The following is a 15,296-nucleotide window of genomic DNA, read 5'->3' as shown; positions in this document are numbered from 1 at the left end:
CTTACAGCACCTCCGGCGCGAGCGAGATGATCTTCATGAACTTCTTCTCGCGCAGCTCACGGCCGACGGGGCCGAAGATACGGGTGCCGCGAGGGTCGCCGTCGTTCTTCAGAATGACGGCGGCGTTCTCGTCGAAGCGGATGTACGAGCCGTCCTGGCGGCGGCGCTCCTTGACGGTGCGAACGATGACCGCCTTGACGACGTCACCCTTCTTCACGTTGCCACCGGGGATCGCGTCCTTGACGGTGGCGACGATGACGTCACCGATGCCCGCGTAGCGGCGACCGGAGCCACCGAGAACACGGATGCAAAGGATCTCCTTGGCACCAGTGTTGTCGGCGACACGCAGCCGCGACTCCTGCTGGATCACGTCTATCTCCTGTTTGTCTGCCGGTTCCCCGGGGGCCGCGATGCGGCCCCCGGAGCCTGGCGGAACTGACTCGAAGGGTCAGCCCTTCGAGTGATTACTTGGCCTTCTCGAGGATCTCGACGACGCGCCAGCGCTTCGTCGCGGACAGCGGCCGGGTCTCCATGAGGAGGACACGGTCGCCGATGCCCGCGGCGTTCTGCTCGTCGTGAGCCTTGAGCTTGCTCGTACGGCGGATGACCTTGCCGTACAGAGCGTGCTTCACGCGGTCCTCGACGGCGACGACGACGGTCTTGTCCATCTTGTCGCTGACGACCAGACCCTCGCGAGTCTTGCGGAAGCCGCGCTCGGCCTTGGTCTCTTCAGTCACGTTGTTCTCGCTCATCAGGCGCTCTCCACCGTCTCGATGCCCAGCTCGCGCTCGCGCATCAGGGTGTAGATCCGGGCGATGTCCTTACGGACGGCCTTGAGCCGACCGTGGTTTTCGAGCTGGCCCGTCGCCGCCTGGAAGCGGAGGTTGAACAGCTCTTCCTTGGCCTCGCGGAGCTTGTTGACAAGCTCCTCGTTGCCCAGCTCGCGCAGCTCCGACGCCTTGGTACCGGTCGACATCACGCTTCACCTGCCTCGCGCTTGACGATCCGGCACTTCATCGGCAGCTTGTGGGCTGCGCGAGTGAGGGCCTCACGCGCAATCTTCTCGTTCGGGTAGGACAGCTCGAACATCACGCGACCGGGCTTGACGTTCGCGATCCACCACTCCGGGGAACCCTTACCAGAACCCATGCGGGTCTCGGCAGGCTTCTTGGTCAGCGGACGGTCCGGGTAGATGTTGATCCAGACCTTGCCGCCACGCTTGATGTGGCGGGTCATCGCGATACGGGCCGCCTCGATCTGGCGGTTGGTCACGTACGCCGGAGTGATGGCCTGAATGCCGTACTCGCCGAACGCGACCTGAGTACCACCCTTGGACATACCGTTCCGCTTGGGGTGGTGCTGCTTACGGTGCTTGACCCTACGGGGGATCAGCATGTCGGTCAGGCCTCCGTTCCGGTGCTCTCAGCCGGAGCAGCGGCAGCGGCCTCGGCCTTGGGGGCCTCGGCGCCGGCGCTCTGCTGCGGCTTGCGACCGCGACCGCCACGCTCGCCACCACGGCCACCGCGGCCGGCCGGGCGGTCGGAACCACCACGGGCCGGACGGTTGCCGGCACGGGCGGCGGCGTTCTCGGCGCGGACCTCGGCGATGTTCTTGACATCGCCCTTGTAGATCCAGACCTTCACGCCGATGCGGCCGAAGGTCGTCTTGGCCTCGAAGAAGCCGTACTCGACGTTCGCGCGGAGCGTGTGCAGCGGCACACGGCCCTCGCGGTAGAACTCCGAGCGGGACATCTCGGCGCCGCCGAGACGGCCACCACACTGGATCTTGATGCCCTTGGCGCCCGCCTTCATCGCCGACTGCATGCTCTTACGCATGGCGCGACGGAAGGAGACACGGGAGGACAGCTGCTCGGCGACGGCCTGGGCCACCAGCTGAGCGTCCACCTCGGGGTTCTTGACCTCGAGGATGTTCAGCTGGACCTGCTTGCCGGTCAGCTTCTCCAGCTGGCCGCGGATCTTGTCGGCCTCGGCGCCACGGCGACCGATGACAATGCCCGGGCGAGCGGTGTGGATGTCCACGCGGACACGGTCACGGGTGCGCTCGATCTCAACCTTCGAGATGCCGGCGCGCTCCATGCCGGACGTCAGCATCCGCCGGATGGCGACGTCTTCCTTGACGTAGTCCTTGTACAGCTTGTCGGCGTACCAGCGGGACTTGAAGTCCGTGGTGATGCCGAGCCGGAACCCATGCGGGTTAACCTTCTGGCCCATTACCGGGTTCCTTCCTTGCTGCTGACGACCACGGTGATGTGGCTGGTCCGCTTACGGATCCGGTAGGCACGGCCCTGGGCACGCGGACGGAACCGCTTCAGGGTCGGGCCCTCGTCCACGTACGCCTCGCTGATGACCAGCGAAGAGGCGTCCGTGTGGTCGTAGTTGTGCGCGGCATTGGCAATGGCGCTGTCCAGCACCTTGCCAACCGGCACGCTCGCGGCCTGCGGGGCGAAACGCAGGACCGCCTGAGCCTCCGCGGCATCCATGCCACGGATGAGGTCCACCACGCGGCGGGCCTTCATGGGCGTGACGCGGATGTACCGCGCCTGGGCCCTGGCTTCCATGGTTGTCCCTTCAGTGTCTGACACGTTCGTCATAGTCGTTCCACCCCGCTATTAGCGGCGCTTCGACTTCCGGTCGTCCTTGACGTGGCCTCGGAAGGTGCGAGTCGGCGAGAACTCACCGAGCTTGTGGCCGACCATCGACTCGGTGACGAACACCGGGACGTGGATCTTGCCGTTGTGCACCGCGATCGTGTGGCCCAGCATCGCCGGGACGATCATCGAGCGACGGGACCAGGTCTTGATGACGTTCTTGGTTCCAGCTTCGTTCTGTACGTCCACCTTCTTGATCAGGTGGTCGTCGACGAAGGGCCCCTTCTTGAGACTGCGCGGCATCTAAACCCGCTCCTAGCGCTTCTTGTTCGTCTTGCGGCGGCGGACGATGTACTTGCTGCTCGCCTTCTTGGGAGAACGAGTACGACCCTCCTTCTGACCCCACGGGCTGACCGGGTGGCGACCACCGGAGGTCTTGCCCTCACCACCACCGTGCGGGTGGTCAACCGGGTTCATCGCGACACCGCGGACGGTCGGGCGGACGCCCTTCCAGCGCAGGCGGCCGGCCTTACCCCAGTTGATGTTCGACTGCTCGGCGTTGCCGACCTCGCCGATGGTGGCGCGGCAGCGGACGTCGACCAGGCGGATCTCACCGGACGGCATACGAAGGTGGGCCATGGAGCCCTCCTTCGCCAGCAGCTGCACGGAGGCACCCGCGGAGCGGGCGAACTTCGCGCCGCCGCCGGGCCGCAGCTCGATGGCGTGGATGGTCGTACCGACCGGGATGTTGCGCAGCGCCAGGTTGTTGCCGGGCTTGATGTCGGCGGCGGGGCCGTTCTCGACACGGTCGCCCTGCGACAGGCCACGCGGCGCGATGATGTAGCGCTTCTCGCCGTCCGCGTAGTGCAGGAGCGCGATGCGCGCGGTGCGGTTCGGGTCGTACTCGATGTGAGCGACCTTCGCCGGAACGCCGTCCTTGTCGTGACGACGGAAGTCGATCACACGGTAGGCGCGCTTGTGGCCACCACCCTGGTGACGGACGGTCACACGACCGGTGTTGTTACGGCCGCCCTTGCTGTGCAGGGGGCGGACCAGCGACTTCTCCGGCGTGGACCGCGTGATCTCGACGAAGTCGGCGACGCTGGAGCCACGACGGCCCGGAGTCGTCGGCTTGTACTTGCGGATACCCATTTCTCAGTCCTCGTCCGATATTCGGACCAGGGCGCTCCGTTAGGAGGCCTGGCCGAAGATGTCGATACGGTCGCCCTCGGCGAGGGTCACGATGGCGCGCTTGGTGTTGGCGCGCTTGCCGAAACCGGTGCGGGTGCGCTTGCGCTTGCCCTGGCGGTTGATCGTGTTGACCCCGGTGACCTTGACCGAGAAGACCTTCTCAATGGCCTGCTTGATCTGGGTCTTGTTGGCACGCGGGTCGACGATGAACGTGTACTTGTTCTCGTCCAGCAGCGCGTAGCTCTTCTCGGAAACCACCGGCTTGACGAGGAGGTCGTGCGGGTCCGCGAAGGTCTTGCTGGTTACGGTCGTCTCAGCCATCAGGCGTCGCTCCCTTCGGTCTCGTTGGCCTCGGGGCCAGACACGAAGGTCTCGAAGGCGGCCTGGGTGAAGACCACGTCCTCGGAGCGGATCACGTCGTACGTGTTCAGCTGGCCCGGCTCCAGGATGTGCACCTGGGGCAGGTTGCGGGCGGACAGCCACGCGGCCTCGTCGGAGCGCTCGACGATCAGGAGCAGGTTCTTGCGCTCCGAGATCTTGCCGAACAGCGTCCGGGCGGCCTTGGTGGACACGCCACCCTCGACCACGCCGCTGACGACGTGGATACGCGCGTTGCGGGCCCGGTCGGTGAGGGCACCGCGCAGGGCGGCGGCCTTCATCTTCTTGGGGGTGCGCTGCGAGTAGTCGCGCGGCACGGGGCCGTGCACGACGCCACCGCCGGCGAACTGCGGAGCGCGGGTCGAACCCTGACGGGCGCGGCCGGTGCCCTTCTGGCGGTAGGGCTTCTTGCCACCACCACGGACCTCGCCACGCGTCTTGACCTTGTGCGTGCCCTGACGGGCGGCGGCCAGCTGCGCGACGACGACCTGGTGGATCAGCGGAACGCTGACCTTGGCGTCGAAGATCTCGGCCGGGAGCTCGACGGTCCCGGTCTTGTCGCCCGCGGGCGACAGAATGTCAATGGTGCTCATAGTCCTCAGGCCCCCTTGGCCGCAGTGCGGACCAGGACCAGGCCGCCGTTCGGACCAGGAACCGCACCCTTGATGAGGAGCAGGCCCTTCTCCGCGTCAACGGCGTGAACGGTCAGGTTCTGGGTGGTGACCCGCTCGTTGCCCATGCGGCCCGCCATGCGGAGGCCCTTGAACACACGGCCCGGGGTGGCGCAGCCACCGATGGAGCCGGGAGAGCGGTGCTTGCGCTGGGTGCCGTGACCGGCGCCGAGGCCCTTGAAGTTGTGACGCTTCATGACACCGGCGAAGCCCTTGCCCTTGCTCTTGCCCGTGACGTCAACCTTGACGCCGGACTCGAACACCGCGGCAGTGACCTCCTGGCCGAGCGTGTACTCGCTGGCGTCGGAGGTGCGGATTTCCACCAGGTGGCGGCGGGGGGTCACGTCGGCCTTGGCGAAGTGACCCTTGAGGGGCCTGTTCACCTTGCGCGGGTCGATCTCGCCGAAGGCGATCTGGACCGACTCGTAGCCGTCGATGTCATTCGTACGGACCTGGGTGACGATGCACGGCCCGGCCTTGACGACGGTCACCGGGACGACACGGTTGTTGTCGTCCCAGACCTGGGTCATGCCGAGCTTCTCGCCCAGGACGCCCTTGATCTGCTTTGCCATCTCTTCCGCGCCTCTCAGAGCTTGATCTCGATGTCAACGCCGGCCGGAAGGTCCAGGCGCATCAGCGAGTCAACGGTCTTGGGCGTCGGGTCGAGGATGTCGATCAGGCGCTTGTGCGTGCGCATCTCGAAGTGCTCGCGCGAGTCCTTGTACTTGTGCGGCGACTTGATGACGCAGTACACGTTCTTCTCAGTGGGCAGCGGCACCGGGCCCGCGACCGACGCACCAGTGCGGGTCACCGTCTCGACGATCTTCTTCGCCGAGGAATCGATGACCTCGTGGTCGTAGGCCTTGAGCCGGATGCGGATCTTCTGTCCCGCCATGGCTACTAGTAGTCCTGTCTCTAGTGAATGCTCCGGAACCCGGTGAGTCCTGCGTTTTCTCCGACCCACGCGGTCGGGCGTGTCGCGCTCCCTCTACGCAGATGTCCCACAGAGGACATCCCAACCAAGGGGGCGCGGGCCCAGACCCGCGATCGGGGGAAAACACCCACCGAGTGCCTGGTCTGCACCCCGCTGACACTTCCCGAAAGATTCCCGTACGTCCGCACCAGCGCTGCCTCACGGCAGATGGAGCGACGAGTACTGTGGGACTCGCTTCCGGTCCTCCCGGCGGGAGGCGCGCAGCATCGGCACTCAACCGAGCAACCCGGACAGTCTGCCATACCAGGCGGCGGCCTGGCCAATCGAGCCTTAGAGACTACCCCAGGTCACGAATGCCCACGCAGACGGCAGGGCCGTTTTCCGGCGGAGGACCATCGCTCCCGGCCCGCGGACCGGCCGCCGACGGCCCGGTGCGCCCGATGGGGCCCCGCCGGGCCGATGCGCCCGGCTCACCCCCGTACAGCGGCTCCCGGGGCCCCGGCGGGGGCACGGAGGGCCACCCGAAAGCAGCAGAGGCCCCGCACCGGATGAACGGTGCGGGGCCTCCGCCTCAACAGCTCGTGGCGAGCTGCCAGGTCAGAACGTCGAAACTACTTGACGATCTCGGTGACCTGGCCGGCGCCCACGGTCCGGCCACCCTCACGGATGGCGAACTTCAGGCCCTCCTCCATGGCGATCGGCTGGATCAGCTGAACCGACATGGCGGTGTTGTCGCCCGGCATGACCATCTCGGTGCCCTCGGGGAGGGTCACGACGCCGGTCACGTCCGTGGTACGGAAGTAGAACTGCGGGCGGTAGTTGTTGAAGAACGGGGTGTGACGGCCACCCTCGTCCTTCGACAGGATGTAGGCCTGCGCGAGGAACTCGGTGTGCGGGGTGACCGAGCCCGGCTTGATGATGACCTGGCCGCGCTCGACGTCCTCGCGCTTGATGCCACGGAGGAGCAGACCGACGTTCTCACCGGCCTGGCCCTCGTCGAGCAGCTTGCGGAACATCTCGATGCCGGTGACCGTGGTGGTGGTCTTCTCGGTCTTGATGCCGATGATGTCGACGGTCTCGTTGACCTTGAGGACACCACGCTCGATACGACCGGTGACGACGGTGCCACGACCGGTGATCGTGAAGACGTCCTCGATCGGCATCAGGAACGGCTTGTCGACGTCACGCTCGGGCTGCGGGATGGCCTCGTCCACGGCCTTCATCAGGCCGAGGAGCTTCTCGCCCCACTCCTTGTCGCCCTCCAGCGCCTTCAGCGCGGAGACGCGGACGACCGGCAGGTCGTCGCCCGGGAACTCGTACTCGGTGAGGAGCTCACGGACCTCGAGCTCGACGAGCTCCAGGATCTCCTCGTCGTCCACCATGTCGGCCTTGTTCAGGGCGACGACGATGTACGGAACGCCGACCTGGCGGGCCAGGAGCACGTGCTCCTTGGTCTGCGGCATCGGGCCGTCGGTGGCGGCGACCACGAGGATGGCGCCGTCCATCTGCGCGGCACCCGTGATCATGTTCTTGATGTAGTCGGCGTGACCCGGGCAGTCGACGTGCGCGTAGTGACGCGACTCGGTCTGGTACTCGACGTGCGCGATGGAGATGGTGATACCGCGCTGGCGCTCCTCAGGAGCCTTGTCGATCTGGTCGAACGCCGAAGCCTCGTTCAGGTTCGGGTACGCGTCGTGCAGCACCTTGGTAATGGCGGCCGTGAGGGTCGTCTTACCGTGGTCGATGTGACCGATGGTGCCGATGTTGACGTGCGGCTTAGTCCGCTCGAACTTCGCCTTCGCCACTGGGGTCCTCCTGGGGAGTGGTTCTGTACGCCTTACTCATCGGCGCCAGGTGATCTTTGCTGGGATGCCGGGGCCCGGGGGCATTCCGTCCCGGTCTGGAACGGAATGCCCCGGCAGGCTCCGGTGACAAGCCTAAAGCGTGTACTCGGGTGAGTTACTCGCCCTTGGCCTTCGCGATGATCTCCTCGGCGACGTTCCGGGGAACCTCGGCGTAGGAGTCGAACTGCATCGAGTAGCTTGCGCGACCCGAGGTCTTGCTGCGGAGGTCGCCGACGTAGCCGAACATCTCCGAGAGCGGCACCAGGCCCTTGACGACCCGGGCGCCGGCCCGCTCCTCCATGGCCTGGATCTGGCCACGGCGGGAGTTGATGTCACCGATGACATCGCCCATGTAGTCCTCGGGCGTGGTGACCTCGACGGCCATCATCGGCTCGAGGAGCACGGGGCTGGCCTTGCGAGCGGCCTCCTTGAACGCCTGCGAACCGGCGATCTTGAAGGCGAGCTCGGAGGAGTCGACCTCGTGGAAGGCGCCGTCGAGGAGCGTGACGCGCACGCCCGTCATCTCGTAGCCCGCCAGGATGCCGAACTGCATGGCCTCCTGCGCACCCGCGTCCACGGAGGGGATGTACTCCTTGGGAACGCGGCCACCGGTGACCTTGTTCACGAACTCGTAGGACGCGTCGCCGCCCTCGATGGGCTCGATCGCGATCTGCACCTTGGCGAACTGACCGGTACCACCGGTCTGCTTCTTGTGGGTGTAGTCCACGCGGTCGACGGCCTTGCGGATCGTCTCCCGGTACGCGACCTGCGGCTTGCCGACGTTGGCCTCGACCTTGAACTCGCGCCGCATCCGGTCGACCAGCACCTCGAGGTGAAGCTCGCCCATACCGCCGATGACGGTCTGGCCGGTCTCCTCGTTGGTGTGCACCTGGAAGGAGGGGTCCTCCTCCGCGAGACGCTGGATGGCGACACCCAGCTTCTCCTGGTCGCCCTTGGACTTGGGCTCGATCGCGACCTCGATGACCGGCGCCGGGAAGTCCATGGACTCCAGGATCACCGGGTTCTTCTCGTCCGCGAGCGTCTCACCGGTGGTGGTCTGCTTCAGGCCCATGACGGCGACGATGTCACCGGCGCCCACCGACTCGATCTCCTCACGCTTGTTGGCGTGCATACGGTAGATCTTGCCGATGCGCTCCTTGCGGCCCTTCACGGAGTTCAGCACCGCGGTGCCGGACTCCAGACGGCCGGAGTAGACGCGCACGAAGGTGAGCTTGCCGAGGTGCGGGTCGCTCATGATCTTGAACGCCAGCGCCGACAGCGGCTCGTCGTCGGACGGCCTGCGCTTGACGACCAGCTCCGCGTCCTTGACGTCGTGGCCCTCGATGGCCTCGACGTCCAGGGGGGAGGGCAGGAAGCGCACAACCGCGTCGAGCAGGGGCTGGACGCCCTTGTTCTTGAACGCGGTGCCACAGAACACGGGCGTGACGGTGACGCCGTCGCCCTTGCCGGAGGCGATGGTGATACGGCGGACGGCCGCGTACAGCTGCTCGACGGTGGGCTCCTGGCCCTCCAGGAACAGCTCCATCATCTCGTCGTCGTTCTCGGCGACGGTCTCCAGCAGCTTGCCGCGCCACTCGTCGGCGGCCTCGGTGTGCGTGGCCGGGATGTCGACGATGTCGTACATCTCGCCCTTGGTCGCCTCGGCGGACCAGACGAACGCCTTCATGGTGACGAGGTCGACGACACCCTTGAAGTCGGCCTCGGCACCGATCGGCAGCTGCATCACGATCGGCGTCGCGCCCAGGCGGTCGCTGATCATGTCGACACAGCGGTGGAACTCGGCACCGGTGCGGTCGAGCTTGTTGACGAAGCAGATACGCGGAACGCCGTAGCGGTCCGCCTGGCGCCAGACGGTCTCGGACTGCGGCTCAACACCGGCGACACCGTCGAACACGGTGACGGCGCCGTCGAGGACGCGGAGCGAACGCTCCACCTCGACGGTGAAGTCCACGTGGCCCGGGGTGTCGATGATGTTGATCGTGTGATCGACATCCTCGAGCGGCCAGTGACAGGTCGTCGCGGCGGACGTGATCGTGATGCCGCGCTCCTGCTCCTGCTCCATCCAGTCCATCGTGGCAGCGCCGTCGTGGACCTCACCGATCTTGTAGCTCACACCGGTGTAGAACAGGATGCGCTCGGTGGTCGTCGTCTTGCCCGCGTCGATGTGGGCCATGATCCCAATGTTGCGGACCTTGGCCAGGTCAAGCGAAGTGGTGGCCATATGGCTCAGTCTTCTCTCGGTCTCGATGGGGGTAGCGACTACCAGCGGTAGTGCGCGAAGGCCTTGTTGGACTCGGCCATCTTGTGCGTGTCCTCACGCTTCTTGACCGAAGCGCCGAGGCCGTTCGAGGCGTCGAGCAGTTCGTTCATGAGGCGCTCGGTCATGGTCTTCTCGCGACGGGCGCGGGAGTAACCCACGATCCAGCGCAGCGAGAGGGTGGCGGCGCGGCCGGGCTTGACCTCAATCGGCACCTGGTAGGTCGCGCCACCGACACGGCGGGACTTGACCTCGAGGGACGGCTTGACGTTCTCCAGCGCACGCTTCAGCGTGATGACCGGGTCGGCGCCGGTCTTCTCACGAAGACCCTCCATGGCGCCGTAGACGATCCGCTCGGCGGTGGAACGCTTGCCGTTCAGCAGGATCTTGTTGATGAGCGACGTCACCAGAGGAGAACCGTAGACCGGGTCGATGATGACCGGGCGCTTCGGGGCGGGGCCCTTACGAGGCATTCTTACTTCTCCTTCTTGGCGCCGTAGCGGCTGCGGGCCTGCTTACGGTTCTTGACGCCCTGGGTGTCCAGGGAACCGCGGATGATCTTGTAGCGAACACCCGGCAGGTCCTTCACACGGCCACCACGCACGAGCACGATGGAGTGCTCCTGCAGGTTGTGTCCCTCACCCGGGATGTAGGCCGTGACCTCGATGCCAGAGGTCAGACGCACACGCGCGACCTTACGCAGGGCCGAGTTCGGCTTCTTCGGGGTGGTCGTGAACACACGCGTGCAGACGCCGCGGCGCTGGGGCGAACCCTCCAGTGCGGGCGTCTTGTTCTTCTCGACCTTGTCCTGCCGGCCCTTACGGACCAGCTGCTGGATCGTAGGCACTACTTCTCCGGTTTCTGTGTGCCGTTCAGTACAACTAACCTGGAACATCTCCGACCCACGCGGTCGGGTGTGTCGCGGCTGCGGGACTCCCGCCGTAACGGCGGAAGAGGGTGCAGACAACGGCGGCCGAGATCGGACTCTCACGCGGTTGAGGACACGCGCAGGAGCCCAGGCACACCCCAGGCACAAGGTCAGAGCGTACCTACCGCATGGGCTGCGGTCAAAACAAATGCGCGTACCCCCCACGGCTCGGCCGATATCGGGAGTCGGCGCGTTCGGCGGGCGGGGCACGCGTGCGGGGGCAGTGTACGCCCGGCCGGGCGACGGCGCAGGTCACCGGGGCCGGGCGGGTCGCCGCCCGGCCGCCGGACGCCCGCCGGGGCCCCACCGGGCCTCCCCGCGGGCCCTCGGGCGCCCTCCCGGCGCCCGAGGGCACCCTGGAGCGCCTCCCGCCAACCACCCGGACGGTCGACCCGGCCGCACCCCCGCCGGCCCGGTGGACGACCCGCTGAACGACCGAGAGGGCGGTCACCCCGTGTGTACGGGGTGACCGCCCTCTCGTCGTTCTCGCTACCGCTTACTGGTTGTACGGACCGTAGTCGTAGTCCTCCAGCGGGACGGCCTGGCCGGAGCCGGAGCCGAACGGCGAGTAGTCGATGTCGTCGTAGCCGACGGCCGAGTACATCGCGGCCTTGGCCTCCTCGGTGGGCTCCACCCGGATGTTGCGGTAACGGGCGAGGCCCGTACCGGCCGGGATGAGCTTACCGATGATGACGTTCTCCTTGAGGCCGATCAGGGAGTCCGACTTGGCGTTGATCGCCGCGTCGGTCAGAACCCTGGTCGTCTCCTGGAAGGACGCCGCCGACAGCCACGACTCGGTGGCCAGCGACGCCTTGGTGATACCCATCAGCTGCGGACGACCGGAGGCGGGGTGACCACCCTCGGTGACCACACGACGGTTCTCCGTCTCGAACTTCGAGCGCTCGACCAGCTCGCCCGGCAGCAGCTCCGCGTCGCCGGACTCGATGATCGTCACCCGGCGGAGCATCTGCCGGATGATGATCTCGATGTGCTTGTCGTGGATCGACACACCCTGCGAGTTGTAGACCTTCTGGACCTCGCCGACCAGGTGCACCTGAACGGCGCGCTGGCCGAGGATGCGCAGCACATCGTGCGGGTTGGTCGCACCGAAGGTGAGCTTCTGGCCCACCTCGACGTGATCGCCCTCGTGCACCATGAGCTTGGCACGCTTCGAGATCGGGTAAGCGGTCTCTTCGCTGCCGTCGTCCGGGGTGACGACGATCTTCTTGGTCTTCTCGGTCTCCTCGATACGGACGCGGCCGGCCGCCTCCGAGATCGGGGAGACACCCTTGGGCGTACGGGCCTCGAAGAGCTCGACGACTCGGGGCAGACCCTGGGTGATGTCGTCACCGGCCACACCACCGGTGTGGAAGGTACGCATCGTCAGCTGGGTACCGGGCTCACCGATGGACTGGGCGGCGATGATGCCGACCGCCTCACCGATGTCGACCAGCTTGCCGGTGGCCAGCGAGCGGCCGTAGCAGAAGGCACAGGTACCGACCGCGGACTCACAGGTCAGGACCGAGCGGGTCTTGACCTCCTCCACGCCGGCGCCGACCAGGGCGTCGATCAGGACATCGCCCAGGTCGACATTGGCGGGCGCGATGACCTTGCCGTCGATGACGACGTCCTCGGCGAGCATCCGCGCGTACACCGACGTCTCGACGTCGTCGGTCTTGCGGAGCACACCGTCGGCGCCCTTCGCCGCGATCCGCAGCTTGAGACCGCGCTCGGTGCCGCAGTCCTCCTCGCGGATGATGACGTCCTGCGAGACATCCACCAGACGACGGGTGAGGTAACCCGAGTCGGCGGTACGCAGGGCGGTGTCGGCCAGACCCTTACGGGCACCGTGGGTGGAGATGAAGTACTCCAGCACGGACAGGCCCTCGCGGAAGGACGCCTTGATCGGACGCGGGATGGTCTCGTTCTTGGCGTTCGACACCAGACCACGCATACCGGCGATCTGACGCATCTGCATCATGTTTCCACGAGCACCCGAGTCCACCATCATGAAGATGGGGTTGGTCTTCGGGAAGTTCGCGTTCATCGCCTCGGCGACCTCATTGGTCGCGCGGGTCCAGTTCTCGATCAGCTCGTTCGTGCGCTCCTGCTTGGTGATCAGGCCGCGCTCGTACTGCTTCTGGATCTTCTCGTCCTTGGCCTCGTACGAGGCGACGATCGCCTTCTTCGCCTCCGGGACGACGATGTCCGAGACGGCGACGGTGACGCCGGAACGAGTGGCCCAGTGGAAGCCCGCCGCCTTCAGGTTGTCGAGCGTCGCCGCCACGATGACCTTGGGGTAGCGCTCGGCGAGGTCGTTGACGATCTCGGAGAGCTGCTTCTTGCCGACCGAGTAGTCGACGAAGGGGTAGTCCTCGGGCAGCAGCTCATTGAAGAGCGCGCGGCCCAGGGTGGTACGCAGCCGGAAGCTGTCGCCCTGCTGCCACTCGGGCTCGCCCTCCTCGCGGACCGGCGGGGTCCAGCCGCGCGGCGGGATGGTGCCCACCGGGAAGCGGATGTCGACCTTGGCCTGGAGGGAGAGCTCACGGGCGTCGAACGCCATGATCGCCTCGGCGGTGGAGCCGAAGGACCGGCCCTCGCCACGCACCTCGCGCTCCGCCTCGTCCGTGGTGAGGAAGAAGAGGCCGAGCACCATGTCCTGGGTGGGCATGGTGACCGGACGGCCGTCGGCCGGCTTGAGGATGTTGTTCGAGGACAGCATCAGGATGCGGGCCTCGGCCTGCGCCTCCGCGGAGAGCGGCAGGTGGACGGCCATCTGGTCACCGTCGAAGTCCGCGTTGAACGCGGTACAGACGAGCGGGTGGATCTGGATGGCCTTGCCCTCGACCAGCTGCGGCTCGAAGGCCTGGATGCCGAGGCGGTGCAGGGTGGGCGCACGGTTCAGCAGCACCGGGTGCTCGGCGATGACCTCTTCGAGGACGTCGTAGACCACGGTGCGACCGCGCTCGACCATGCGCTTGGCCGACTTGATGTTCTGCGCGTGGTTCAGGTCGACCAGGCGCTTCATCACGAACGGCTTGAAGAGCTCCAGCGCCATGGCCTTCGGCAGACCGCACTGGTGCAGCTTGAGCTGCGGACCGACGACGATCACGGAACGCGCGGAGTAGTCCACACGCTTGCCGAGGAGGTTCTGACGGAAACGGCCCTGCTTGCCCTTGAGCATGTCGCTCAGGGACTTCAGCGGGCGGTTGCCCGGACCGGTGACCGGACGGCCGCGGCGGCCGTTGTCGAACAGCGCGTCGACGGCCTCCTGGAGCATCCGCTTCTCGTTGTTCACGATGATCTCGGGGGCACCGAGGTCGAGAAGACGCTTGAGGCGGTTGTTCCGGTTGATCACACGGCGGTACAGGTCGTTGAGGTCGGAGGTCGCGAAGCGGCCACCGTCCAGCTGCACCATCGGACGCAGGTCCGGCGGGATGACCGGGACGCAGTCCAGCACCATGCCCTTGGGGCTGTTGCTGGTCTGCAGGAAGGCGGAGACGACCTTGAGGCGCTTGAGCGCACGGGTCTTCTTCTGGCCCTTGCCGGTACGGATGATCTCGCGGAGGCGCTCGGCCTCCTCGTCGAGGTCGAAGGACTCCAGGCGCTTCTGGAGCGCGGCGGCGCCCATCGAACCGTCGAAGTAGGTGCCGAAGCGGTCGCGCAGCTCGCGGTAGAGCAGCTCGTCGCCCTCCAGGTCCTGGACCTTGAGGTTCTTGAAGCGGCTCCACACCTCGTCGAGGCGGTCGATCTCGCGCTGGGCGCGGTCGCGCAGCTGCTTCATCTCGCGGTCGGCGCCCTCGCGCACCTTGCGGCGCACGTCCGCCTTGGCGCCCTCGGCCTCCAGCTCGGCGAGGTCCGTCTCCAGCTTCTTGGCACGGGCCTCGACGTCCGCGTCACGGCGGTTCTCGATCTGCTGACGCTCGACGGAGACATGCGCCTCCAGCGAGGGCAGGTCGCGGGTCCGGCGCTCGTCGTCCACGTACGTGATCATGTACGCGGCGAAGTAGATGACCTTTTCCAGGTCCTTCGGCGCGAGGTCCAGCAGGTAGCCCAGGCGGGACGGCACGCCCTTGAAGTACCAGATGTGGGTGACGGGGGCGGCCAGCTCGATGTGGCCCATCCGCTCACGGCGCACCTTGGCGCGGGTGACCTCGACGCCACAGCGCTCGCAGATGATGCCCTTGAAGCGGACACGCTTGTACTTGCCGCAGTAGCACTCCCAGTCCCGGGTGGGGCCGAAGATCTTCTCGCAGAAGAGCCCGTCCTTTTCCGGCTTGAGCGTGCGGTAGTTGATCGTCTCGGGCTTCTTGACCTCGCCGTGCGACCACTGGCGAATGTCGTCAGCGGTGGCAAGGCCGATCCGAAGCTCGTCGAAGAAGTTGACGTCGAGCACTATGCGTCAATCCCTCTCAGGGTTGTGTCTCAAGGTGGTCTGTACGGGGTCCGGGGCAGCGGCCGGGA

General features: G+C 66.5%; 17 protein-coding genes. All 17 read right to left on the bottom strand.

Annotated features, from left to right (window positions below):
• Nucleotide 1: 1 nt before the first annotated feature.
• Entirely contained in the window at nt 2–370 is a 369-nt protein-coding gene (gene rplN / locus ABT354_RS27955) for a 50S ribosomal protein L14 (protein ID WP_003956455.1), read from the bottom strand.
• Between the two features lie 94 nt (nt 371–464).
• The gene (rpsQ, locus tag ABT354_RS27950; RefSeq protein WP_351498711.1) at nt 465–752 is read right to left on the bottom strand and encodes a 30S ribosomal protein S17; all 288 of its coding nucleotides are present in this window, start codon (nt 750–752) and stop codon (nt 465–467) included.
• Nucleotides 752–976, bottom strand: coding sequence for a 50S ribosomal protein L29 (rpmC, locus tag ABT354_RS27945; RefSeq protein WP_003956457.1), 225 nt, complete (start codon nt 974–976; stop codon nt 752–754). The genes rpsQ and rpmC overlap by 1 nt, the downstream gene beginning before the upstream one ends.
• The gene (rplP, locus tag ABT354_RS27940) at nt 976–1,395 is read right to left on the bottom strand and encodes a 50S ribosomal protein L16 (RefSeq protein WP_351498709.1); all 420 of its coding nucleotides are present in this window, start codon (nt 1,393–1,395) and stop codon (nt 976–978) included. The genes rpmC and rplP overlap by 1 nt, the downstream gene beginning before the upstream one ends.
• 5 nt (nt 1,396–1,400) lie before the next feature.
• Complete coding sequence (gene rpsC / locus ABT354_RS27935) at nt 1,401–2,231, bottom strand: 30S ribosomal protein S3 (RefSeq protein ID WP_351498707.1); 831 nt, start codon at nt 2,229–2,231, stop codon at nt 1,401–1,403.
• Nucleotides 2,231–2,578, bottom strand: coding sequence for a 50S ribosomal protein L22 (gene rplV, locus ABT354_RS27930; RefSeq protein ID WP_351498705.1), 348 nt, complete (start codon nt 2,576–2,578; stop codon nt 2,231–2,233). Before rplV ends, rpsC begins: the two co-directional genes overlap by 1 nt.
• A 51-nt stretch (nt 2,579–2,629) precedes the next feature.
• Entirely contained in the window at nt 2,630–2,911 is a 282-nt protein-coding gene (gene rpsS / locus ABT354_RS27925) for a 30S ribosomal protein S19 (protein ID WP_030351437.1), read from the bottom strand.
• Nucleotides 2,912–2,923: 12 nt separating this feature from the next.
• Complete coding sequence (gene rplB, locus ABT354_RS27920; protein WP_351498702.1) at nt 2,924–3,760, bottom strand: 50S ribosomal protein L2; 837 nt, start codon at nt 3,758–3,760, stop codon at nt 2,924–2,926.
• Nucleotides 3,761–3,799: 39 nt separating this feature from the next.
• Nucleotides 3,800–4,120, bottom strand: coding sequence for a 50S ribosomal protein L23 (gene rplW, locus ABT354_RS27915; RefSeq protein ID WP_323449563.1), 321 nt, complete (start codon nt 4,118–4,120; stop codon nt 3,800–3,802).
• Complete coding sequence (gene rplD, locus ABT354_RS27910; RefSeq protein ID WP_351498699.1) at nt 4,120–4,770, bottom strand: 50S ribosomal protein L4; 651 nt, start codon at nt 4,768–4,770, stop codon at nt 4,120–4,122. The genes rplW and rplD overlap by 1 nt, the downstream gene beginning before the upstream one ends.
• Nucleotides 4,771–4,775: 5 nt before the next feature.
• Nucleotides 4,776–5,420 (bottom strand): 50S ribosomal protein L3, encoded by a 645-nt coding sequence (gene rplC / locus ABT354_RS27905; protein ID WP_351498697.1) that lies wholly within the window; start codon nt 5,418–5,420, stop codon nt 4,776–4,778.
• Nucleotides 5,421–5,434: 14 nt separating this feature from the next.
• Nucleotides 5,435–5,743 (bottom strand): 30S ribosomal protein S10, encoded by a 309-nt coding sequence (rpsJ, locus tag ABT354_RS27900; RefSeq protein ID WP_003948644.1) that lies wholly within the window; start codon nt 5,741–5,743, stop codon nt 5,435–5,437.
• Between the two features lie 650 nt (nt 5,744–6,393).
• A complete protein-coding gene (gene tuf, locus ABT354_RS27895; RefSeq protein WP_351498695.1) occupies nt 6,394–7,587 on the bottom strand; it encodes an elongation factor Tu in 1,194 nt (397 codons plus the stop codon).
• A 154-nt stretch (nt 7,588–7,741) separates the two neighbouring features.
• On the bottom strand, nt 7,742–9,868 hold the full coding sequence (gene fusA, locus ABT354_RS27890; protein WP_351498693.1) for an elongation factor G: 2,127 nt from the start codon (nt 9,866–9,868) through the stop codon (nt 7,742–7,744).
• Nucleotides 9,869–9,906: 38 nt separating this feature from the next.
• Nucleotides 9,907–10,377, bottom strand: coding sequence for a 30S ribosomal protein S7 (gene rpsG, locus ABT354_RS27885; RefSeq protein ID WP_153486777.1), 471 nt, complete (start codon nt 10,375–10,377; stop codon nt 9,907–9,909).
• 2 nt (nt 10,378–10,379) lie between these two features.
• A complete protein-coding gene (rpsL, locus tag ABT354_RS27880) occupies nt 10,380–10,751 on the bottom strand; it encodes a 30S ribosomal protein S12 (protein ID WP_003948652.1) in 372 nt (123 codons plus the stop codon).
• A gap of 577 nt (nt 10,752–11,328) precedes the next feature.
• Entirely contained in the window at nt 11,329–15,228 is a 3,900-nt protein-coding gene (locus ABT354_RS27875) for a DNA-directed RNA polymerase subunit beta' (protein ID WP_351498690.1), read from the bottom strand.
• Nucleotides 15,229–15,296: the final 68 nt, after the last annotated feature.

Source organism: Streptomyces sp. NPDC000594 (assembly GCF_040299965.1).
Taxonomy (GTDB): domain Bacteria; phylum Actinomycetota; class Actinomycetes; order Streptomycetales; family Streptomycetaceae; genus Streptomyces.
Note: the sequence above shows the minus strand (reverse complement) of the source record. Positions and strands in the feature narration are given on the sequence as shown.